At 40.0% G+C, this 24067-nt stretch carries 11 protein-coding genes and 1 pseudogene; 5 read left to right on the top strand and 7 right to left on the bottom strand.

Annotated features, from left to right (window positions below; genetic code table 11):
• Positions 1–639 precede the first annotated feature (639 nt).
• Together cspE and FH976_RS11200 are read right to left on the bottom strand one after the other, a co-directional pair.
• Positions 640–849, bottom strand: coding sequence for a transcription antiterminator/RNA stability regulator CspE (gene cspE / locus FH976_RS11205; RefSeq protein WP_017025742.1), 210 nt, complete (start codon positions 847–849; stop codon positions 640–642).
• 430 nt (positions 850–1279) lie between these two features.
• The gene (locus FH976_RS11200; protein ID WP_194090940.1) at positions 1280–2296 is read right to left on the bottom strand and encodes a lipoate--protein ligase; all 1017 of its coding nucleotides are present in this window, start codon (positions 2294–2296) and stop codon (positions 1280–1282) included.
• A gap of 179 nt (positions 2297–2475) precedes the next feature.
• On the opposite strand from FH976_RS11200, the gene FH976_RS11195 reads away from it, so the two are divergent.
• Entirely contained in the window at positions 2476–3816 is a 1341-nt protein-coding gene (locus tag FH976_RS11195; RefSeq protein WP_407701644.1) for an alpha/beta fold hydrolase, read from the top strand.
• 487 nt (positions 3817–4303) lie between these two features.
• Entirely contained in the window at positions 4304–4852 is a 549-nt protein-coding gene (gene speG / locus FH976_RS11190; RefSeq protein WP_190332206.1) for a spermidine N1-acetyltransferase, read from the top strand.
• 104 nt (positions 4853–4956) lie between these two features.
• Here the strand turns inward: speG and FH976_RS11185 are convergent, their stop codons facing one another.
• Entirely contained in the window at positions 4957–6294 is a 1338-nt protein-coding gene (locus FH976_RS11185) for a glycoside hydrolase family 18 protein (RefSeq protein WP_194090939.1), read from the bottom strand.
• A gap of 435 nt (positions 6295–6729) precedes the next feature.
• Between FH976_RS11185 and tal the strand changes: the two genes are divergently transcribed.
• A complete protein-coding gene (tal, locus tag FH976_RS11180; RefSeq protein ID WP_194090938.1) occupies positions 6730–7680 on the top strand; it encodes a transaldolase in 951 nt (316 codons plus the stop codon).
• Between the two features lie 193 nt (positions 7681–7873).
• Here tal and FH976_RS11175 read toward each other — a convergent pair whose 3' ends face one another.
• Complete coding sequence (locus FH976_RS11175; RefSeq protein ID WP_194090937.1) at positions 7874–8362, bottom strand: YehS family protein; 489 nt, start codon at positions 8360–8362, stop codon at positions 7874–7876.
• A gap of 257 nt (positions 8363–8619) precedes the next feature.
• Here FH976_RS11175 and FH976_RS11170 point away from each other — a divergent pair, with 257 nt between their 5' ends.
• Both FH976_RS11170 and FH976_RS11165 read left to right on the top strand, forming a co-directional pair.
• The gene (locus tag FH976_RS11170; RefSeq protein WP_190332202.1) at positions 8620–8859 is read left to right on the top strand and encodes an RNA recognition motif domain-containing protein; all 240 of its coding nucleotides are present in this window, start codon (positions 8620–8622) and stop codon (positions 8857–8859) included.
• A 98-nt stretch (positions 8860–8957) separates the two neighbouring features.
• A complete protein-coding gene (locus FH976_RS11165) occupies positions 8958–9233 on the top strand; it encodes a hypothetical protein (protein ID WP_194090936.1) in 276 nt (91 codons plus the stop codon).
• Positions 9234–9415: 182 nt separating this feature from the next.
• On the opposite strand, the gene FH976_RS16100 is transcribed toward FH976_RS11165, so the two are convergent.
• From FH976_RS16100 to FH976_RS11150, 3 genes and pseudogenes are all read right to left on the bottom strand, one after another.
• Complete coding sequence (locus FH976_RS16100) at positions 9416–10372, bottom strand: M10 family metallopeptidase C-terminal domain-containing protein (RefSeq protein WP_324187427.1); 957 nt, start codon at positions 10370–10372, stop codon at positions 9416–9418.
• Positions 10369–11268, bottom strand: a pseudogene (locus tag FH976_RS11155) (IS5 family transposase). Before FH976_RS11155 ends, FH976_RS16100 begins: the two are co-directional and overlap by 4 nt.
• Positions 11269–11482: 214 nt before the next feature.
• Complete coding sequence (locus FH976_RS11150) at positions 11483–24001, bottom strand: retention module-containing protein (protein WP_194090935.1); 12519 nt, start codon at positions 23999–24001, stop codon at positions 11483–11485.
• Positions 24002–24067 lie beyond the last annotated feature (66 nt).

Raw genomic sequence — 24067 nt, 5'->3', positions numbered from 1 at the left:
GATTCAAAGTAAAAAAGTGGCGATAAGTATGATTATTTAGGGCGGGACATTAAAAACAAAAAAGCACACCATAATAAAATGATGTGCTTTATTTTCAAAAGAAGAGTGTACCTATAATCGGTACTACTTTAATCCAAGTTTAGGTTATTTACTTACTTGAGATTGATCGCGTTTGTGTTGGAACCAAAAACGCTTTCTGCCGCTTGAACGAGACATAATTTATCCTTTTTATTTTAATTATAATGGCATGATCCAATCGAGTTTTGATGATGTGTAATACAATCATCGTTCGAAAATGGAAGGCCCTATGATTAAGCCGGGATAAGCAGAATTTATCTTTTTGAGCTGATGTCGAGGAACACTTATATGGGTTTGTCGAGGAAAGCTTAGTGAACCGAATACAACATGGAGACATTCACGATAAAGCAGATGCTTGAGATGTTTTAATTTTTCACATTCTCTTCAAATTATTTATTGAAGATTATAAATTGATTATCTTGGCTTATTTTTTTACTTTTTAAATTCAAACCATATTGGTAAGAAAGTTTACTAGTCTTCTAAATAAAACAAACGCTGACCGAGGCCAGCGCTTATATACCTTTCAGCTTTGGATTAAACCAAAAGCTAAAAAATTAATTATTAAGCAGGAACTACGTTCGCAGCTTGAAGACCTTTTTGGCCTTGTTCTACTTCAAAAGACACTTTTTGGCCTTCAGCAAGAGTTTTGAAACCCTCAGAAGCAATAGCACGGAAATGTACGAATACATCAGCACCACCGTTGTCTTGAGTAATGAAGCCGAAACCTTTTTCTTCGTTAAACCATTTAACGATACCAGTTGTTTTAGACATATTATGTCCCTTATATTTTTATATGCATTACATGCAATTTATGAAAATACCGTAACATTACGGTGCACTTTAAAGCATGTTATTAATTTTGAAGCTAAGGGAAATACAGAGGACAAAAACAGTTACGAAATTTATCTAAGGATTCTACTTTTACTTTGTTGCAATTAATAACTCTTTAGAGCGAGGTAGATAATACCCGATTTAATTCAGATGTACACCCCTTTCGTTAAAAATTTAAAAATAATTCACATTTATTCATTAACAGATTGAAAAACAAACAATTTAAAACTGAACAACCTGTTTATATCTAGGTTTTCTGCATTACATATTGATTATAAAAGAAAGTATTCCATAGAAATCGAGCTGAAAAATGTAATCAACAAAACTTTCACTTAAGTGCACTCATTGGAAAGGATCAACATTAACCACACTACGCTAACTGAACCAGCAACCAACTTTTAACCTGCTCCATTTCTTTAGCACTTTGGGGATACTGATTTACCACTGAATGAATAGCATTACCGATTCCTTCTTTATTATACACTTGCCCCTTCATCGCTGACTGTAAAGCTTCTAAAGCCGCGGGATCTAAGCTGTCAGTAAAAATTTGCACATCATCTATATGTGCTTTTTTGATATTGAAGTGTACTTCTACCCCACCCCAAGTAAATCGCTCATCAATATGATGACTAAATTCTGGCGTATTACCAAAATTCCAATGCCAATCTTTTTGCTTGTTATACGCTGCCTCAAAATTAGGTAAATCAGGCATTGCATCCGGTGAAATAAATTCAGGCTCAACGGTTTCATTGTAATAATCAAAGAAAGCCTGTGTTATTGCATCACATAATTTATCATGCGTTAGAGATTCATCTAATTGCTGTAAATTGATCACTCGCGAACGAACAGATGTGATCCCTTTAGCTTGCAGTTTTTTAAGATCAGGGTTGAGGTAATTAGCTAAGCGACTCATATCCGCATTTAATAAAATAGTGCCATGATGAAAACCACGATCTAATGTTTCTCGATAAGCAGAGCCTGAAAACTTACGTTCTCCTTCTGGAGTATCGACAACAAGGTCATTCCGTCCCGTTGCCTTACCAGCTATCCCTAACTTAGTTAGTGCGTCTAATACGATTTGAGTGGAAATCGTTTTATCGTAATCAGGCTTACCGGCCATAAAAGTAAAATTACTGTTGCCTAAATCATGAAATACAGCACCACCGCCACTTTGACGTCGAGCCAAAGTGACACCGTCTTGTTCCATACGCTGAGTGTTGCATTCCTTCCAGGGATTTTGCGCCCGCCCAATCACCACCGTATTGTCGTTTTGCCATAAAAATAGCACTTTCTGCGTCGATGACATTGAACGAAAAATAGTATCTTCTACTGCTAGATTAAATAGTGGATCAGTGGATGTTGAAAATAGTAACCGTAATGATGACATGCAGCCTACTTAATGGGTGGGTAAAGTTGATAACAGAAGTGATAATTTTTATTTATAATGATTTACAGATGAATGAATAAGTTACCACTTTTTATTTATCTTTTCACGATTCAAATTTTCCGGGATCTATTGATTTAATATGGTACCGTTTTTATCTATATGTAAACTAGGAGCTTGTCGTGCCATATCCTTCTGAAATTTTATCCTCCTTTACTGATCAAGGTGTCCATTACCAACCTCATCTATTTACCTTGCCATTAAACTATAAGAATACCGATGGTGAAATGATTCAAGTCTATGCTCGTGAACTACGATTATTAGAAAATCAAGCCAACGACTTACCATGGTTAGTTTATTTTCAAGGTGGACCAGGCTTTCCGTCCCCTCGTACCAGTGGTCAATCTGGTTGGTTAAAAGCTGCACTACAACAGTATCGAGTGCTATTACTAGACCAACGCGGCACAGGACTAAGTACTCCTATCACACATCAAACTTTGTTTGAGAAAACACCTCAACAACAATGTGATTATTTATCCCATTTTCGCGCCGACAGTATTGTCAACGATGCGGAAGCCATCCGCAGTCAATTCAACATAAAAAAATGGGCTATTTTAGGCCAAAGCTTTGGGGGCTTTTGCTCTCTCACCTACCTATCTTTGTTTCCTGAGAGCTTAACGCGTTCACACATTACTGGAGGCGTTCCTTCTATTACTCAGCATGCCGATACGGTCTACCAAGCGACTTATCAACGAGTGAAACAAAAGAACCAAGCTTTCTTTCAACAGTTTCCACAAGCCCAGCCTTTGTGTCAGCGTATTGCCGACCATTTACTCGATAACCATATTACTCTGCCGAATGGGCAGCGCTTTACGGTTGAGCAATTCCAACTGATAGGTATTAATTTTGGTCGTAGCAACGCAGCATTACCTATGTATTATCTGCTAGAGCGCGCCTTTATCGAGGTAAATGGAAAACTCGATCTAAGCTACGAGTTCTTGAATGCTATGTTGGCTGAACAGGCTTATCAAACTAATCCTATTTATGCGATTTTGCACGAATCGATTTACTGCCAGCCTTTTGCCAAAAATACTAACAATGATACAGCCTCACTTTGGTCTGCGCATCGAGTACGTCAACAATATCCAGAATTCAATTACCAAAAGGGACACCCTTTCCTATTTACTGGAGAGATGGTATTTCCATGGATGTTTGAGCAAATGGAATGCTTAAAGCCACTCCAGCAAGCGGCACAATTACTAGCAGAAAAATCAGATTGGCCCACACTTTATAATCCAGGAGCATTAGCTCTTAATACAGTGCCTATTGCTTGTGCAGTTTACGTAGACGACATGTATGTTGAGTTTAATTACTCACGTGACACATTAAGTAAAATCCCCTACAGCAAAGCATGGATGACTAATGAATATGAGCATAATGGAATCGGTGTTGATGGAGAGCGTATATTCAACCAACTTGATAATATGTTGAATGATTTAAGCCAACTGCCTATTTATAAATAAGCAATTAAGTTATAAATGAGCAACTAGCGCTTGAGATCACACTTTAATTAAATGGTTACAATAATCCTGTAAATGCATTTTATTTACAATTACACACTTTGCGTGAGTGCTACAACCCTCACTAAAATCAACGTAATACAATGAATATCAATAACTTATATCATTATGGCATTGGGTTCTATCTAAGCTAACGGATACATCAGTTTAAATATAATCTATTAATTTAAATAACAAACTCAGACCTTATTAAACCATATAAGTTTCTGGGTTTTGTTTTAGCTTCATATTAAACTTTAACCTACGCTCTAATTTACACTGTAAACCACTCAATACACAAAATGTGACAACGTCACCACATCAAATGTTATTTCTTATCGTCTTGTTCGAAAAATTTCACTCTCCACCACTTTCAATATCCTCTATAATCAAAAGTGAACTCAATTAAATTGAGTTTAATCATTTGTTATTTCAGCATAAAGAGCAAAATATGTCGGACACTATTCGTATTCGAGCACTAGAAAAAGATGATCTTCGTTTCATCCACAGTTTAAATAATAATCGCAGCGTCATGTCGTATTGGTTTGAAGAACCTTATGAGTCCTTCATGGAGCTTGAAAGCCTTTATACAAAGCATATCCATGATTTAAATGAGCGGCGCTTCATTGTAGAAAATGGAGATAAGGAACATGTTGGCTTAGTTGAGTTAGTTGAAATTAACTACATTCATAGAACGGCTGAATTTCAAATCATCATTGCACCTCACTTTCAAGGTAGGCGTTATGCTCGCTCCATCATCGACCGTGCAGTTAACTATGCGTTTAAAATTCTAAACATCAATAAATTGTATCTGCAAGTTTCTGATGAAAATGAAAAAGCCGTCTATCTATATGAGAGCTTTGGTTTTAAACGTGAAGGGCTGTTAATTGAAGAGTTCTTTATGAATGGGCAATACAGAAATGCGATTCGAATGTATATGCTACAACGCGATTATATCGGCCAGCAAGATAAACCAAGTGCAATAAATGCCATTGAGTAAAACGACAAGTTAGAACTAACACAAAGGCACAATATCCCTAATTTTTGTAAAACAGGTATATTGTGCCGTCTTTTCTATTAATCCATTTATCTCATCTAAGCGCTTTATTTCATACCTTCACTCATCGCTTCGACTAATTTATTGTCTGCCGTATCACCCGTGAGTTCCCAAGCAAAAATCCCCGCTAAACCTTTTTCCTTCACCCATTGAGCTTTGGCTTTAATCGAACGCTCATCATCAAAAGAAATGAATACTTTTTTATCTGGGTTCCACAAAAATGGGGCCTCTGATTGTGCATCATAACCATATTGGTAACCTTGTTTTTTACCGTAATTTTCCATGAGATCCCAATACATAAAATAGCCCGGCTCACCAGTACCAAAACTTGCACCTTTATCTGACGTTAAATCTCCCGTAGGTAATTTACCATCAAAATCTTTCGTGCCTTCCCAGCCTCGTCCATAAAAAGCAGCCCCCATTACCAATTTATCCGCAGGAATACCGAGTTTTAACATTTGCTCAAGAAAAACATCTGCGCCCATTCCCCACCAACTACGATCTGTCGCATGCAAATTGGTTAAGTGTCCGGTTTGCTGCCCCCAACCACCTAAGAAATCATATGTCATGGCAAACATGTTACTCATATACGGTGCCGCTGATTTCCAATCTATTTGTGACGCTTTAGGGCCAACTCCAACCGCAGAAGACAGCTCATATTTTCGATTGGTTCGATCTTGTAATTGGTCTAAATCATGACGAATCGTTTTAACTAAATAAGTAAATGCTTCTTTTTCTTGTATTTTTTGTTCATCGGTTAACTTGCCTTTTTCATCCCAAGGCGAAGTAGTTAGGCCACCGCCACCAGGATATTCCCAATCCAAATCAATGCCACCAAAAAAGTCATATTTCGCAATAAGCTCTACCGCCGTTTTGGCAAAATGATCCATTGATTTTTTATCTTTGGCCATTGCATGGAATGGTTCCGACATTGTCCATCCACCAAATGATGGCAAAATAGTGATGCTAGGGTGATCTTTTTTCAATTGGGCAAGTTGCGCAAAATGTCCTTTATAATTCACATCGGCATCGACTTTGCCAAAATCGACTTCTAATGCCGCTTTCTGATCGACAATAATCGCGGTATAAGGATCTTTCCCCTTACATTGTTGTTCGACTTGTTTTATGACTTTTTCACCTGCACCAGTATGAGGTCCACACATAGATAAAAAAGCATAAATAATATGAGTGAGTTTATCTGCTGGAATATCTTTGACGGTATATGGATGCTGCTTATTTTCATACTGCCAATCGGCAAAATATCCAGCAACAATTGGTTTATCGATTGTAGATTTTGGCTCATCATTCGCGGATGACGAATAGGACACTAGACTCGATAGAAATAAAGCAACCGTGGATGCTTTTATCTTATTTTGATTACTCATAACCTTCTCCCATAAAGAGCAACATGACTCACTTTAATGAAAATAACCAAATAAACTGACTTATCAAGTGACGACTCAGAAGATTACGAGTTAGTGTCCAATTTGTTTATGTGAGATAGGAAGATTCATTACTCTTTGCATAAATCCGAAATATGCCTCGCAAAAAATATTTACGCTAAATAAAACCCTCAAAGTAATTCAATATTCCTTTATGTTTTTTATTTTCAGTTTTACGCTTTTTTATGCTAACGATTACGCAAGCGGTTGCTAAAAAAAAAGTGAGATCTAGAGGCCCCTTTTCGAAAGTTATATTTGACTTCTTTCCTAGTTATTTCGATGATGAAGCCAGCAAAGATAAGGCATTAAGACCAGAACAAAGAATATCACCACTTATCTTTTTCTCACTATGGTTCATTCACTTTTAAAGGTCCGAAAATGAGTAGCAAATTAAAACAACTTCGCTCGCTAACCACCGTTGTTGCCGATACTGGCGACATTGAGGCTATTGCTAAATATCAACCAGAAGATGCCACAACAAATCCTTCTCTGATTTTAAAAGCAGCTCAAATAGAAGACTACGCACCTTTAATCGACCAATCTATTGCTTATGCAAAAACCCAAAGCCAAGACAAAGCTCAACAAGTGCAAGACACGTGCGATATGTTGGCCGTGACAATTGGTAAAGAAATTCTAAACGTAGTGCCAGGCCGTATTTCAACTGAAGTCGATGCCCGGCTTTCATACGATACAGAAAGCAGCGTAAAAAAAGCGCGTCAGCTGATCAAAATGTATAATGATGCTGGAATTTCAAATGACCGTATTTTGATCAAACTAGCTTCAACATGGGAAGGCATTCGCGCTGCTGAAATTTTAGAAAGCGAAGGTATTAATTGTAACCTCACCCTACTATTCTCTTTTGCTCAGGCTCGTGCTTGTGCTGAAGCAGGTGTCTTCTTGATTTCACCATTTGTAGGTCGGATCATGGATTGGCATAAAGCGAAAGAAGGTCGTGATTTTGATGCTTCGGAAGATCCTGGCGTGAAATCAGTGACCAGCATCTACAACTATTACAAGCAACATGGTTACAATACCGTGGTAATGGGTGCGAGCTTCCGTAACATCGGTGAAATCTTAGAACTTGCGGGTTGTGATCGATTAACCATTAGTCCGCAGCTTTTACAAGAGTTAGAAGATAGTCAAGGTGAAGTCATTCAAAAATTAATTGCAGATCAAGACGTTCAACCACAACCTGAAAAAATGACTCACGCTGAATTCTTGTGGGAACATAACCAAGATCCAATGGCAGTGGAAAAACTGGCGGAAGGTATCCGTGCATTCGCCGTTGATCAAGGTAAATTAGAAGCCATGATCGAAGCGAAATTATAAGCACTGCAAAGTCAGTCTTGTATTACAAATACAAAAAAGGTCACTTCTAAAGTGACCTTTTCTCATTTTATGCATTCGTAAGCGGTAGTTTCAATTACACTGCTAGCAATAATAATTACACAACAAACAACACTTGCACTACCAACAATGCTTACGCAGTCAAAATCACTATTGCTGTAAATTCTACCGGATTTTATTCGCCGTCTTGATATTCGTGAGTATCCGTTGGACGTAATTGCAACTGAACGCCCATTAAGAAGTTACGCAAAATTTGATCTTTGCATTCACGGTAATGTTTATTATCTGGCTTACGGAAGAACGAACTGAGCTCATGTTTACTTAAACGAAAGTTAGCCACTTCTAGTGTCTCAATAATATCTTCTGCTTTCATATTGAGTGCAATACGCAGCTTCATAAAGACCATGTTATTGGTTAAACGATTTTCGGGAGCGGGTTGCTCACCTTCACGCTTACCTCGTTTAGTGTTAATCAAACCATTTAAAAAGATGGCCAATTCCGTATCGCTGCATTTTACAAATTCACTATCATCTTCTTTTTTCAGCCAATTAATAACCTGTTGTCTGGTGACACTCAGATCGGCAGCGTTAAATATATCCACCATGTTGGCGTCTTTAAAGTCAAAAGTGTAGCGAATGCGGCGTAAGATATCGTTATTGGTCAAAATAATTCCTAGTGTTAGGTGTGATTGTAATTTAGCGAAAATCATCTTTTATTCAAGCTTAGAAATGAAAAGCTCGCCACTTTAACAGAGTTAATAACGATTAAGTACAACTAACCGGAACTATAGATAATGATATACCTGCCTTACTTCGAAATAGAAATAATTTAGTCATCAATAGATATATCGTAAGAATGTCTTGGTCTATTGCTAAACCTTTGAGACAATCTACGTCAACACCTTATATCAAACGGTTTATTATGAAAATTTTAGTTCGAAATCTTGCCCGTACCATGACTGAACACGAAATCCGCACCTTATTCTCTGAGCATGGTTCTGTTGGTGCATGTAACCTTGTTTTAGATACAGAAACAGGCCAATCAAAAGGTTTCGCTTTTGTCGAAATGCCAAATGAAGATGAAGCAAAAAAAGCAATTGAGAGTTTAAATCAAGCGTTAGTGGCAAAAAGCAAAATTCGAGTAAAAAAAGCTGACGTTTAATTCCAGTTATAAATAAGACATTTAAAACCAGCCTATCGTGATAATGTGGCTGGTTTTTTAGTCTGCAATTTTATCCCTCTGCCGCCAAGGAACTTGAGATGGACCAACAATTCGTCAGTACAAAATTAAAATTTGGGATCTTCTTTTTACCACTCATTTTCGTTTGGTTTATTTTTAAACCCGAATACCCTATTTTCACGAAAGTGATCAGTTTTTCATGGCTATGTTTTCTTTATACTGTTTCGTATACCACCCCGACCGATGGTGCAGCTGGTGAAATGGGTGTAATGGGCGGTGTACTTGCACTTTGTTTCGTCCCATTTTTGATCTCTTTATTCATCAATAAACGCAGTCTCAAGAAAGCTTTAAAATAAAACAGTATTCCTATTCCCCATAGCTCAGAATCAGGATTAGAATTTTTCGCCAATTCATCACGAATAGCGCCCGCTAAAAAACTTTGATTCAGATAGTGCTTTGATCATAAATAGGTGCAAGACGGAATTAACTAACCCCAGCTTGCACCTATTTGGGTCACCAATATGTATTGGCACCATTCTTAAGAAGTATGGTCCACTTTAAAAGCATCATGTGCAAATAAGCTATTCACCAAATCAGCAGAAGAAGAACCAGAACCTAAATCAGCTGTACTGATATTATCCAATACGATGTTTTGACTTAAACTGCCATCTTCAGAGGTGATTTTTAGGTTAATCTTACCATCGACGTTTGAAGCTTGTAGATGACTGAGCATGTCATCCATCTGAATGCCGGCATGACCATCAGAATCATTGAAAAGATCTCGAATATCAATCTTATCAATACCAATTTCAAAATCTTTAATCACATCTGTGCTGGCTACTGCGGTGAGATCTCCTTTATGCCAAGTGAAAGTATCTTCAACTCCATCACCCAAGACACCATTGAGCCCATTACGTTCACCGCCCCACAACTCATCACTGCCTTGACCGCCAGTTAAAATATCCGAGCCTAGGCCACCAACAAGAATATCATCCCCAGCCCCACCAATAAGAATATCATTGCCATCGGTACCCAGTAATAATGAATCTTTATCTCCATCAACTACCATCGAAATTTTCGATGAGTCATGTCCCTCTAACGTGGTTTGACTGCTTGGTTGAATATCAAGCTCAACAGTCACAGACGAAGAGGTAACGGGAGTATCATCACAATCATTGGTGTCGGTTACTGTAACTACATTCAATGAGTGTTCGCCTTCAGACATATCTTCAAGATACGCATTACCCAAATCTTGTGACGAAATAACCCATGTTCCATCGCCTTGCTGTTCGCCAAGCTGATCACCATGCGAATTCACAATTTTGCCTGAATCTAAATTTTGTATTTCAATATGCGTATTTTCAGAGGCTTGAACATGCTCACCGAGCAAACCAATTAATGGAATAAGGGCTAATTGAACGGCCCTTACCGATACGGATGGCTTTGTTGCGTATTCAAATTTAGAGGTAACAACACCTAAATGGTGGTATTTCAATCAACTCGGTAAGTTTTAGGCATACCTAGCCCTGTTAGCTTATTTAAAGCTTTAATTATTGCCTAAGCTTCCAACTTGAGCATTATAATTTCTTAAGCTTAGTGTTCCGCCCAGTAGCTTTTTGACGCGATGCATCGCCGTTTCTGAAATTGACCTTTATGGTACCCAAACCGTGTTTTCCACTGCTTATTTGAACCATAAAACTGCTGAAAACCAACGGATAGATTGCGTGGATGTCCCTTTTCCCAAAAGCTTGCCCTCCGTCTTGCTGGAATAAGTAGGATTGCTTTTTTGATCTGGGTGGCTTCATAGCATTGTCGAATATCATAAGCGCTATCGCCTGATATCTCTAAGATTGTTCGACGTGTTTGCTTTAGCAAATTTGGTAGAACTTCTCCGTCACTGATATTGGATAACGTTAATTCTGCCGCAATAATTTCATGGATAAAACGTCAAGGTGTAATTTACGCCAGATCCGACGTTTCCCATCGGTTCCACGTTTCCTTACTTTCCATTCACCTTCGCCATAAACCTTGAGGCCAGTAGAATCAATGGCTAAGTGCTGAATCGTACCACGAGTTTTTGTTTTAAATGAGACTTCAACTCCTTTAGCTCGGCGACTAATACAGGAATAATGACGACAAATGAGCAAGTTGAAATACAGAGTCTATAAATCCCTGCAATGCCCTTAAGGGCATTGAAAATAGTCGTTTCACCTAAACGCTGTTGTTATCGCTAAATCACTAAAAATACGGGGCCCTCCACACTTTCCTTGCTTAGCTTCTTCCCATTCTTGGATCGCCTTCTTCATCAACCCAGAAAGTGAGTGAGCCACGTTTAATAAGTGATTGATTATATTGCTTCCAGTTTTCGGTCTTATAGCGAGGTTTTTTCATGGATATCAACAGTTTAATAGGATGTATGTGATCTGATTGTCACTTACATATTTAGTTCCATCGAATTACGCAACAAAGCCAAGTACAATGGCTAATTTAAAAAGCTAAAATCACGGTAATTATATGAAGCCATTTATTACTCCTACGCATAAAAAAGAGCCTCACCAATTGTTTCGGCGAGGCCCTCTAATATTACTGCAAACTTAAAATAACATTAACCATCGATTGGTTTCATTGAGTTTGGATCAAACAAGTCATTAATAATATGACCTGCTGAGCTTGTGTCATCAAGCCCTGATAAGTCCATTCCCATTCCAGACACATCCGGTTGATCAAGATGCTGAGTAGATGCTAAATCATCCGCTGATGCTTCTTCCGGCTTACCAATATCCGCTGCCGATGATGGTGCAGCATCACCTAGTAATTTATCCATATCAAGATTGCCATTCTGATCGTTTTGATCAAGCAAATCTGACAAATCGAAATCTGCATTGCTATACATCATCACATCGTCAGCTATTTCCATACCAGAAGCATCGCCATTTAGCTCACCATCTAAACCGTTAGCAGCTAGGTGATCCCAATCAAAGCTGTCATCTTCATCGAAGAATCCGTCATCTTGATTTGCACCATCCACATATAGTGTATTGTCACTGGTATCCTTATTTGAATACAAGCCATCTTGCTCACTATCAAGATCAAAAGCGCCTTGAGCATCGCCATTTGTTAGAGTGATCTCATCATCTTGCTGAGATTGCTCGTAAGAATTTACAATATCCTCGTTGCTTGCTAGATCATCCGTCCCATCGACTTGTTCAAATGGGTTATCCGTTAATGATAAATCTTGATTAGCTAAATCATCCGATAGCTGCTCAGCATTCTCGGGTAATTGCTCATCCATTTCAGGGTTTTCAGCTAATAAATCAGCCACATTTGGAGCTTCTACAGCATGTTTAGCCTCACCCACTGCCGCGGCTTGTATATTCTCAGCATTGTTAGACGAAGCCGATGAGTTATGCTGACCTGCAACATCACGTTGTGAGTCTAACCCTGTAGTATTAAAGCTTGTGGTAGAGACATTATGCTCACTCACAACACGGTTATCCACAGATTTAGTCACTACCGTAAATTCAGTCGTGGTTGATTCAGCTTGTTGGTATACATAAGCCTCTGCAACCTGGTCTGGTGTTAATGTCACAGAACCATCTTCAGAAATCGTACCCAAAGGCTGGTTATCTACATCAACAATCTGAGCACCACCTAGTTGGTTTAATTGCAGCGAATCACCTTCGTTTGCAGCAACAGCAGCACTTAATAGTAACGTTGTTAAAGGTATCGTCGATATTGCACTAACTTGTGATGTTGCTGATGCTAAATAACTACGTAAGTTCTGAGCTGGCTCTGTTGGTATATAAGTTGCGTTATAGTTAGAAGCCTGCTCATTAGATTCATCTGATTCAGCGCTTACAACATCAGTAATAGTGATCGTGTTTTCTGTAGTTTCTTGATTCTTACCATCAGCATCACCATTATCTGTGGTCGTCATGGTGATAGTATCATCGCCACTGTAACCATCATCTGGTGTATAGATAATGCCACCATCAAATATGGCGTTTATATCATCTAATGAACCTTCGATAGTGTAAGTACCATCACCACTTTCAGTAATAATAAGACCTGATTTGTCTGTACCTTCTGGTAAAGATAAGCTGCCATTTTCAGCATGTAACTCAACGGTAAAGTGACCCTTACCTTCCGATGCATCCACATCACTAATTTGTAAACCTGTGATCGTGGTGACACCATTAGCAGACGCTGGAACGGAATCAGGAACCGTATTCACCGCTGCATCATTCTGAGCTTCCACATCTACATGAATGGTTTCATTAATAACCGGTCCAGAGGTATCACCTTGGTCATTACCTTGAATCGCAACGTCTAAATTACCATCCCAATTATCTGAATTCGCATCACCAGGATGGAAAATAATACTATCCAGATCCGAATTGCTCGAAACGAGAGTAACAGTGCCATCATCATTATAAGTAATGGTGCCATCACTTCCTTCAGGAAAATCAAATTTTGCACCTTCAGGTACATTCGAAATTGTAATCTGAACTTGCTCTGGTCCATCTTCATGTACGTTATCAGCCGGACTGGTGCTGGCAGTATCATCTACATCATGTGCATTAAAGTTCAGAACAATACCATCAGGATCATTTTCACTACCTGATGCTTCTGTTTCTACATCTGCATTCACTGCATCTGCTTTTGCATCAACCTGAATATTAACAGGTACGTCTTTCTCAACAGGGTCACCATTATCATCTGTTGTGTAGACTTTAAGTGTCAGATCAATATCACCACTAAAATCATTTGGTGGCAGAATACTCAAACCTGATAAATCAAAACTTTGGTCATCATCACTAATCACATCAGGGAGAGACCAAACGCCACCCCCCATATTATTAGCGCCTTCAATGACGAAGCCATCTGGCACGCCGGTAATACTGACAGAAACAATCTCTTCCGAGCCATCTATATCAGTAACATTACCGTTAAAATCACCAAATGAAATCGATGTTCCTTCATCACCTGTAACTTGTACGGGATTATCACTGGTAGCGACTTCACCATTAATTTCAATATCATCATTTACGGCGTTGACATCAAAGCTCACATTCTGCTCAAACGAACCACTATTACTTACTTCTTCACCATCAACCGTTGCCGTATCAGTCACTTCCGTTGTCACAGTAACATCAACAGTACCACTGAAATCTGGAGCAGGTTGGAAGTAAATTGGGTCATCCGAGTTAACATGAATTTCACCATTGTCATCAGGTTGAATCACATTACCATTCGCATCGACAAATTCACCTTGTGATGAATCAATCAATTTAATTGTCACATTTGTGATTTCTTCATTGCCGCCATTATTTATACCACCGTTATTTTGGTCGCCAATAACAGAACTTAAATCTAACTCAATCCGACTATCTTCATCACCATTACCTGTGATAGTAACTTTTGGAACATCTGCAACAGGGTTAACATTAACCGTGATATTCATTGAGCCTTCATTAGACAGGCCACTATCGTTATCAGTTTCAACAACTTTCACGGGAATATCGATATCACCTGCATAATCTGGTGGTAAGTTTAGAATCACATCTGGTGGTAATGTTATTGAACCATCAGAATTCGGGGTTGTACTAATGATATACTCACCCGTTTGCTCGTTATACTCCATACCATCAATCGTGGCACCGTCAGGCAAATCAGCTGCATTAATAATGATCGAAGTGGTATCGTTATCCAGATCAGGAACGCCATCACCATCAGTATCATCAGTGCTAATCACCAAGCCATTTGAAATTAAATCACCTATATTGACGCCACCTTCTTGATCTTCAGAAGCATCAACTTGTTGATCTTGGGTCGCATCATCAATATCACCTGCAGCAGGTGAAGTATAAGTACCGTCACCACCAGCATTTTTATTGGTAAAGTGAAGAGTAATATCGGTTTCTTTGATTACTATCTCACTTTCCGAGTTAGCATCATCACCCTGATCTTGTATGGTAACACTGACGTGTATAGTCGCCTCACCCTCGAAGCCACGAGGTGCTGTAATTACAATATCATCGAGTTGATCTTCTGTAATCGTAAACGAACCGTTACCGTTATTTACCGCACCTTCAACTTGGAAACCATCGGGCAAATCATCTGGGAAGGTAATGATCACTTTATTGATTACTTCATCGCTTGAAGTATCATCATTGACCCAATCTAAGCTGTTACCACCTGAGCTACCGTTAACTATATCGTTAACTGATAGATGAATTTCATTTGCCCCCTCATCATTAGGGTCTTGATCTTCATATACATCTTGAATCCCGTCACCATCAGTATCTGTAATCGCATTACCGTCAGCATCATTGATAACCAGCTTGCCACCATCACCGTCTTCTTCGACGACCGAGGTGACCTCCACATCTAAATTTCCATGGATTGTGGTTTCATCATAGTTAACACCTGGGTTTTCAGTATCTGAATCTCGAATAGTTATATCAGTGGTTAAATGCAAATCGCTATCTACATCTTCTGGCATGCTAAGATACAAGCCGCTTTCTTGAGCTTCTGCTAATTGTTCTGGTGTTAAGGTAATGGAACCATTTTCAGGGGTCAGTACTTCATCACCAATAACTAATGCATAACCATCAGGATAATTCTCAAATCCATTAATGGTTAATCCTACCACTTTTTCGCTGCCGTCATTATCGACAAACTGCGCAGTAGGATCCCAATTAAGTTTGACGAACTCATCTTCATAGCCTGTTGATATAGTGTTGTAATCCTCTAGTTTGCCGCTCTCATCTTTACCAACGCCATCAACGACAGGATCAACATTGATATGGATATTATATTCATATTCTTTCGAATCACCGTCATCTTCAGTCACCACAATACGTACCGGAATATCAATATCATCCGCACTATTGCTGTTAGTACGAATTTGAACACCATTCAATGAATCAACATCAAATTGGTATAAGTTTGGATTGGTTGAAACTAGTGTTGGTTCTAACGGATTACCATCCGTATCGCTAAAATACACCCCTTCTGGCAGCTCTTGTAATGTTGTGAAAGTGATTTTTTCAGATGAATCTGTCTCTTCTGTGACTGCTCCATGCCCATCGGAGTTTGTGTACTCACCTGAAATAAAGCTGAAATCTATTGTGGCTGCGCCATCTTCATCCACTGTGGTTGAAATCGTTTTACCATCATTAGAAACTTCCCATTCACCATTTGCAACAATGGATGGGTCATCAACAACACCTTGCATATCGACATTGATTTCATTGCTATCTTGACCAGCCCAAGTGTCTTCATTATCCAGATCCGTATCATTCAGTTCGCTGTTATCAACCGACATTCCATCAACGGTAAAAGTAAAATCGTCATTACTTTGTGGCGGTGGCATGATGACAGTATCATCAATATCGTCGAAAGAAATTACATAGAAACCGTCTACATTTGGCTCTAGTTCTACAGGATTCCCTTCATCATCTGCGCCCCATACTGTTGCGCCTTCAGGTAAACCTGAAATACGAACAAAGTAACTTTCTGAACCATCGTCATCGACAGAAGCATACGCTTTTGTAATCACATCCGACAAGTGAATAGCCGTATCTTCATCAACTTTAATATTGTGATTCGTGCTTAATCTGACTTCATCAGCATCTGGAGTAACATCAATGATAATCGTTTGGTGTTCAGAATCGGCTTTATCTTTGCCATCAACCGTATCGCCACTTTCGGTACTGGTTCCCCAAACATCGATTTGCATTTCACCTGACCAGTTATCTGCAGGGTCAACTTCCACTGTATCGATATCATCAGCTGAAATGGTATATACACCATTTTCATCCGGCTCTATTTTTTCTCCAGCAACATAAATGTCCCCTTCGCCTTCTGTTATTTGAAGGTGGTATTCTAGGGTTTCTGAACCATCGTTATCATTCAGATCAACATCTATATTTAGTTTTACATTGTCACTGTCTTCACCTGTTGCATAATATAGATCAGTGTTATCCATATTCCATGTTGGTATATCAGCAATACCTTCAACTGTGATATTGAAGTTACCATTAATTATCTGACCGGATTGATCTGAGTCGCTATCGATAACTTCTACTTGAATACCAAATTCTAAATTACCATCAACGGTTGAGAAATCTGAGTCGGGTACAAACGTTACACCAGATAGTTCATAACTATAAGTTCCATCACCATTATCGACTAGGCTAAATGCGGCTGCTGGTATGATGAAGTTGCCATCAGCGTCAATTTCAAGTGGCTCACCATCGTACATAAACTCACCATGGGCGCCTCCTTCTGGAGCTGTGATGACAACTGTACTCAGTTCTGGATTATCTGGATTGATGATAGTCTCTCCTTCATCGCTATCACCTACGTTCAATTGCATTTCAATAGGAATGCCATTTGGAGTATCGTCTGGCACGTCATCCAGATTGTCAATACCTGTTGTGTCTGTACGCCCATCTTCCTCATGGCCAATATAACTGCCACCATTAATTTCCCAACTCGGGCCTTCATCGGTCACAACAATGTTGACATTTGCGGTATCGGTGTCGCCATCACCATCGGTGACAACCAATTGCACAAGCTCACTTAAATCGTCACCATTGTGATCAAGGTTATCATTAGGTTCAAAATACACCTCACCTGAATCTGAAATGTATAAAGTACCTAAATCCTGATTACCATCATCAGAGTCTATAAGCTCATAAACATGATATTCATTGCCATTTGGGGCTGTTTCTACAGATAAATTACCTAAAGGTATCTCTTTCCCATCAACGATAATCGCAGTAACTTTCGCACCATCAGCGCCTTCACCTTTATTGGTCAATACATCACCAAGGTAAGTAAACTCAGCACCTTCTTCGACTGAATGATTAATATCAGTAGCTGTCGGCACATCATCTTTAATAGTAACGACGGCATTGACAGTGTTACTTGGATCTCCATCATCATCGACACCGCTAATTGGAATAGTGACGTTAATGTATTCACCATCATTCTCATCTAGAGGATCATCCAACGCACCGGTTACCGTAAAGGTGTAGCTACCATTTTCAGAAAAAGTGATATCAAACACTTCATCACCTGATTCGGTCATACCAAAATAGGTACCGTCACCATTATCAATTAACGTAACGTTTTCACCACCAGAAGTGATGTCATTAGTGTCATTGAAAGCATCCACATCAATAACAAAGTGAGTGAAGCCATCACTTCCCGAATCCGTATTAATAGTACCTGTCGCAGTTTGGCCATTACCATTAGGGTTTGAGCCTTGATGATTATCACCGCCAGCATCAATTTGGCTTTCATCGACGGTAATCGCATCTGCGCTGATAATTTCAGGATCTTCACCGTCATGAATAACCGCATTGAAGTCAATTGATTCATCTAGGTAATCACCATCGGTATCTTGAATCTGAATCGGTACATTAATACCAATTGAATTACCTTCAGATTGAACATAACCGCTTGTATCGCCATCGATATGATCAATCGGTTGGTATTGGGTCATATCAACGGAAATGTCTACACCACCATCTTCAGTTTGCGCAGCAATTAAGTTGATATCTAAAACAGGATTACCATCAGCATCTACCCCTTGGAGCAAACCTGTTTCTGGGTCAAAACTGAAGGTAACTGACTCACCGCCGCCGGTTTTAATTTCACTATTTAATTCTGCAATCAAGTCGTCCATAACTTTAGGGTCAACTTGCACGGTTGATGGATCTAAGTTGTCGACACCAGGCTCAACATGGACTTTATCACTTGAGAAAATTTGGCCGTAACCGTCATCATCTCCGGTATCCGGTGTTAAGTCTCCTTCGGTGAAATCAACACTAATGCTACCGCCGCCAGTTGCATTATTACCATCAGTATCGTGGATAGTAATTTGACCTTTACCAATATCGCCATCGGCATCTTCTACTTCAACATTTAGATTGATGTCAGTAAGGTCATCATCTTCATTAATTTGATCGATCGGTTGGAATTGCTTTACTTCATAATGGCCATTTTGATCGATAGTCACTTCCATTACTGGATTGTTCTCGCTATCAACAATGCTCAGCGTGTGACCGTCTTCACTGATCACCACCGATGTTTCTTGACCGTTACTTGTAATGTCATCTAGCTGAGATTGATCACTACCAAAACGTACATCAACAACTTCATCACTGCCGGTATCAACATTAATGTCTCCCGATGCTGAATCGGTTCCATCAGCACCTTCTTCTAGTGTTACACCAGTATCATCACCAAAACTTGGATCTTGGCCATCTTCAATGTTAACCGTGATATCAACATTATTTGGTGTGCCGTCAGCATCATTAATCACTAATGGCACATCAATATGGATGGTGTCACCATTGTTGGTCACATAGCCTTCACTATCACCATCTCCATCTTCGTGATCAATTGGACCATTTTGTATAACATCGGTGGTAATGGTGGCATTACCGTCTGCATCAACGGCTGGAGTCATCGTCATCGTTAAGACATCCGATCCACCCGAAGTACCCGTTATCGTAATTGTGCCATCTAAATTTGTAGTGATTTCAAAGTCAATCGGCTGGCCATTACTGGTTAAGCCATCAAGTTCGGCTTCCAAAGCTGTAGAGACGTCTGGATCAATATGTAAGGTCTCAGGGCGTAAGTCATCACTAGTAGAATCAATAACTACTGAGCTACTACCTGATACTGGATAAGCGTTTCCTTCAGTCCAGCTCTCCTGATCACCTTCGGTAATATTGACCTCATCAGTAACATCGACTCCTTCTGGATCGACAATCACAATGTTAAAGCTGCCCGAGGCGCTATCACCATCATCATCAACGGCAGTTACGCTAAGATTAAGGTCAACATCTCCTGCATCTTGATCGATAGGTTCATATTGAGTGACGGTGTAATTACCATCCGTATCAACGGTAATACTTAGAATTGGTTCATCATTTTCACCGGTGACGGTAATAGTATTACCATCAACTTCATAGTCGGTTTCTTTACCGCCATCGTAAGTAATATCGTCTAAGCCTGAATTGTCACCTTGAGGGTCATCAAAGGTCATCGATGCTATTTCATCTGAGCCCATATCAAAGCTTGGGATTTTACCGGTGGATTCACCTGGAGTTTGAATTACTTCTCCAGTCTCTGGATCAACATTATCAAAATCTGTTTCAGTGATAACAACTGCTCCACTGTTATCACTAAACGATGGATCTTGGCCATCTTCTAGGTTAACTGTGATGTCGATATTAGAGGTATCGCCATCGGTGTCGGAGATTTCCAATGGAAGATCAATCGAAATCACATCACCATCGTTGGTGATTAAGCCAGAGGTATCGCCATCTTTATTAATATCATCTAGTAGTAAAGCTTGGTCGACAGTGGTTTTGATGTAAAATTCACCATCTTCACCTTGTACCACTTCAAAACTTATCGTGATGGCCTCTACACCATCAACCCTGCCCACTATGCTAAAGCTGCCATCCACATTTTCAACAGAAACAAAATCAACGGGCTGGCCGCCTGAGGCAATATCGGATAATTCACCCGGATTTTGATCTGTACCATCACCAAACAACGTGGCTTTTGCCTCATCAGTAAGCTGTAGAGTACTTGGGTCAAGATCATCACTTGGCGTTGGAATTAACTTAGAAGACTCACCATGCACTGGGTATTCATTACCTGAAGCTGGGTTTTCAAGATCACCTTCTTCAATGGTAACTTCATCGCTTACATCAGCAGCGTTGTCGCCATCATTAATCACGATGTGGATGGTGCCGTTGGCGGTATCACCATCGTCATCCGTACCAGAAACATTCAACGCAATATTGGTGATGTCGCTATCGTCTTGATCGATAGGTTGGTATTGAGTAACCGTGTAATTACCATCCGCATCGATGGTCACGCTCATAACAGGATTATTCTCACTATCCAACAAGGTTAACGTGCTTGGATCGTTTGCCAGTGCCGCGGTATCAATGTGAGTCGCTTCACCATGACTGGTAATGCCATTTAGAGATGGCTGGCTTGAATCGAAAACAATTTGGTCAACGTAATCACTGCCTTGGTCAAAGTCGATTGAGCCTGTGGCGGTTTGCGTTTCATCACTTTCAGTGATGGTCGCACCGCTATCGGCGCCAAAATTTGGATCTTGACCATCTTTAAAATTCACCGTGATATCGACGTTCGACGTGTCACCATCGGTGTCATCAATTTCTAGCGGTAGGTCAATCGAGATCACATCACCGTTATTGGTGATAAGGCCGTCTGTCGTGCCATTACCATTAATTTCATCTAATGGTTGGTATTGATTCACATCGGTGACCACGGTGACATCGCCGTTTTCAGACATGGTTGGGGTCATGGTGATGTCTAAAACTGGGTTGCCATCGCCATCGACTGCAGAAATGGTTATCACACCGTTTTCATCGGTAGTCATACTGAAGGTGACTGGCTCACCACCGTTGATGGTGACTTCTGACATCTCATTTTGTAGGGCCGCTTTACCCACTTCGCTTAAGCGCAGTGAGCCCGCAACCAAGTTATCACTTGGCGATTCGATCGTGATTGAGCCATGGCCTTCTACAGGGTATGTCTGGACAGGGTTTCCATCCGCATCCACGGCACCTGTATCAACATCACCTTCTATGACATCGATCGTATCGCTTACATCAGCAGCGTTGTCGCCATCATTAATCACGATGTGGATGGTGCCGTTGGCGGTATCACCATCGTCATCCGTACCAGAAACATTCAACGCAATATTGGTGATGTCGCTATCGTCTTGATCGATAGGTTGGTATTGAGTAACCGTGTAATTACCATCCGCATCGATGGTCACGCTCATAACAGGATTATTCTCACTATCCAACAAGGTTAACGTGCTTGGATCGTTTGCCAGTGCCGCGGTATCAATGTGAGTCGCTTCACCATGACTGGTAATGCCATTTAGAGATGGCTGGCTTGAATCGAAAACAATTTGGTCAACGTAATCACTGCCTTGGTCAAAGTCGATTGAGCCTGTGGCGGTTTGCGTTTCATCACTTTCAGTGATGGTCGCACCGCTATCGGCGCCAAAATTTGGATCTTGACCATCTTTAAAATTCACCGTGATATCGACGTTCGACGTGTCACCATCGGTGTCATCAATTTCTAGCGGTAGGTCAATCGAGATCACATCACCGTTATTGGTGATAAGGCCGTCTGTCGTGCCATTACCATTAATTTCATCTAATGGTTGGTATTGATTCACATCGGTGACCACGGTGACATCGCCGTTTTCAGACATGGTTGGGGTCATGGTGATGTCTAAAACTGGGTTGCCATCGCCATCGACTGCAGAAATGGTTATCACACCGTTTTCATCAGTGGTCATGGTAAATTCAACTGGCTGACCATTATGGGTCGTGATTTCACCCATTTCAGAAGCTAGCTGAGCTGTGCCCTCTTCACTTAAACGTAATGTTGAAGGATTTAAATTGTCATCTACTGAAGTAATGGTAACGCTACTCGTACCATGTACAGGATATGCGTTACCTGTTGCTGGGTTCTCCAGATCGCCCTCAGTTATTGTGACGGCGTCACTAACATCAGCAGCATTCTCGCCATCTTCAATATTGATAACAATCGTACCGTTAGCAGTATCACCATCATCATCTGTTGCAGTAATACCTAAATCTAGATTTATTATATCATCTGCATCCTGGTCAAGCGGACCAGTGGCTTGAACGGTATAAGAGCCATCTGTCTGAACCTCAACAGTTAAAACTGGTTCGCCATTAATATCTGTTACGGTTACGACATTACCATCAACGGTATATTCTGTTGGTTCACCATTGCTCGTTAACCCTTCTAATGAGGGTTGATTTGGATCAAAGACAATAGTGGCAATTTCATCACTACCAAGATCCAGTGGCACTTGACCATCTACAACTAAATCACGGTCATCGGTTTCATTAATCGTGGTGCCGAAATCGGTACCAAATTGTTCATTGGCACCATCATTAACATCAATTTCGATATTAATCGGTTCTTTGATTTCATTGCCATTGATATCCATCCCCGATACTGGGAACTCAATATGAATATCATCCTCTTGATTACTCACCATACCCGTGGTATCACCTGAAATATGGTCGATAGGTTGATTAACGATTGTGGTAATAGAAACCGTTAAGTCACCGTTTGGTAGAGTAACGAAATCCACATCAAATGAAACGACTTGCTCACCATCTTGCATACCCGTGAAAGTATTGGTTTCCGCATCGTAAGTAAATTCAACAGGTTCACCACCTGATGTGATCTCAGCATTTAATTCACCAAGTAAAGAATCTACGCTTTCTTCCGGGATATAAAACGAATTTGGATCAAGAGCATAGGTACCTTTTTCAACTACAACCGAAGCTATACTTTCAGTTGGGTAACTATCACCACTGTCTAAATCACCTTCTGTGACTTCAACGGCAAGGTTTTCACCACCGTCAGCAATAAGAACCCCTTGTTCATCTTCTTCATCACGGTATTCACGTCCAAAACCTTCAGTATCGTATCCAGCGTGAGTTAAAACAGCGTCGTAATTGTAGTCAATCGATACAAAAGAGTTATTGGCGGTGTCTCCCGCGGCTTCACCTGCTGCTGGTGCTTCTGCTTCTTGAGTTGGATCTTGTCCTGCCAAAATACTTTGTTGAATGGCAGCAATATCATCAGTTTGATTTGATTGAGAATCTTGTTCATACGAATTTACAGAGTTCATAATATCCTGACTAGGATCTTGCAGGTTCATTACCGAGCGTTGGATATTCGCAATATCCGATTCAGTAAAATTCGTATTTTGTGCATTTTCAGCATTAATTTGAACTTGTGGCCCCAATGTAGTCGCCACAGGTCCAGTTGCATTTGGTACAATAGACACTGTAGATTGAGTATTATGGATGTGTACTTGTTGTCCTTGTCCTGAGACAGCTACGTTCGCCTCTGGAGTCACCAATAAAACCTCATCAGACTTCAATTGATAATTTCCTGTAATCAGCACCGCTCCCTGACCAGCTTTAATGACAAAAACTGAACCACTTTCAACGTTAACATTGGTGACATTTGAAGAAAGGATATTATTTTCCATAGATAACTCAATCTGTTAGGTGATTGTTTCCTTAAAACATCAGGAAAAGCCAATCTTATATTTATA

It is taken from the genome of Vibrio hibernica (assembly GCF_015223435.1).
GTDB lineage: Bacteria > Pseudomonadota > Gammaproteobacteria > Enterobacterales > Vibrionaceae > Vibrio > Vibrio hibernica.
The sequence above is the reverse complement of the archived record's forward strand: the minus strand, read 5'-3'. Positions and strand labels throughout refer to the sequence as shown.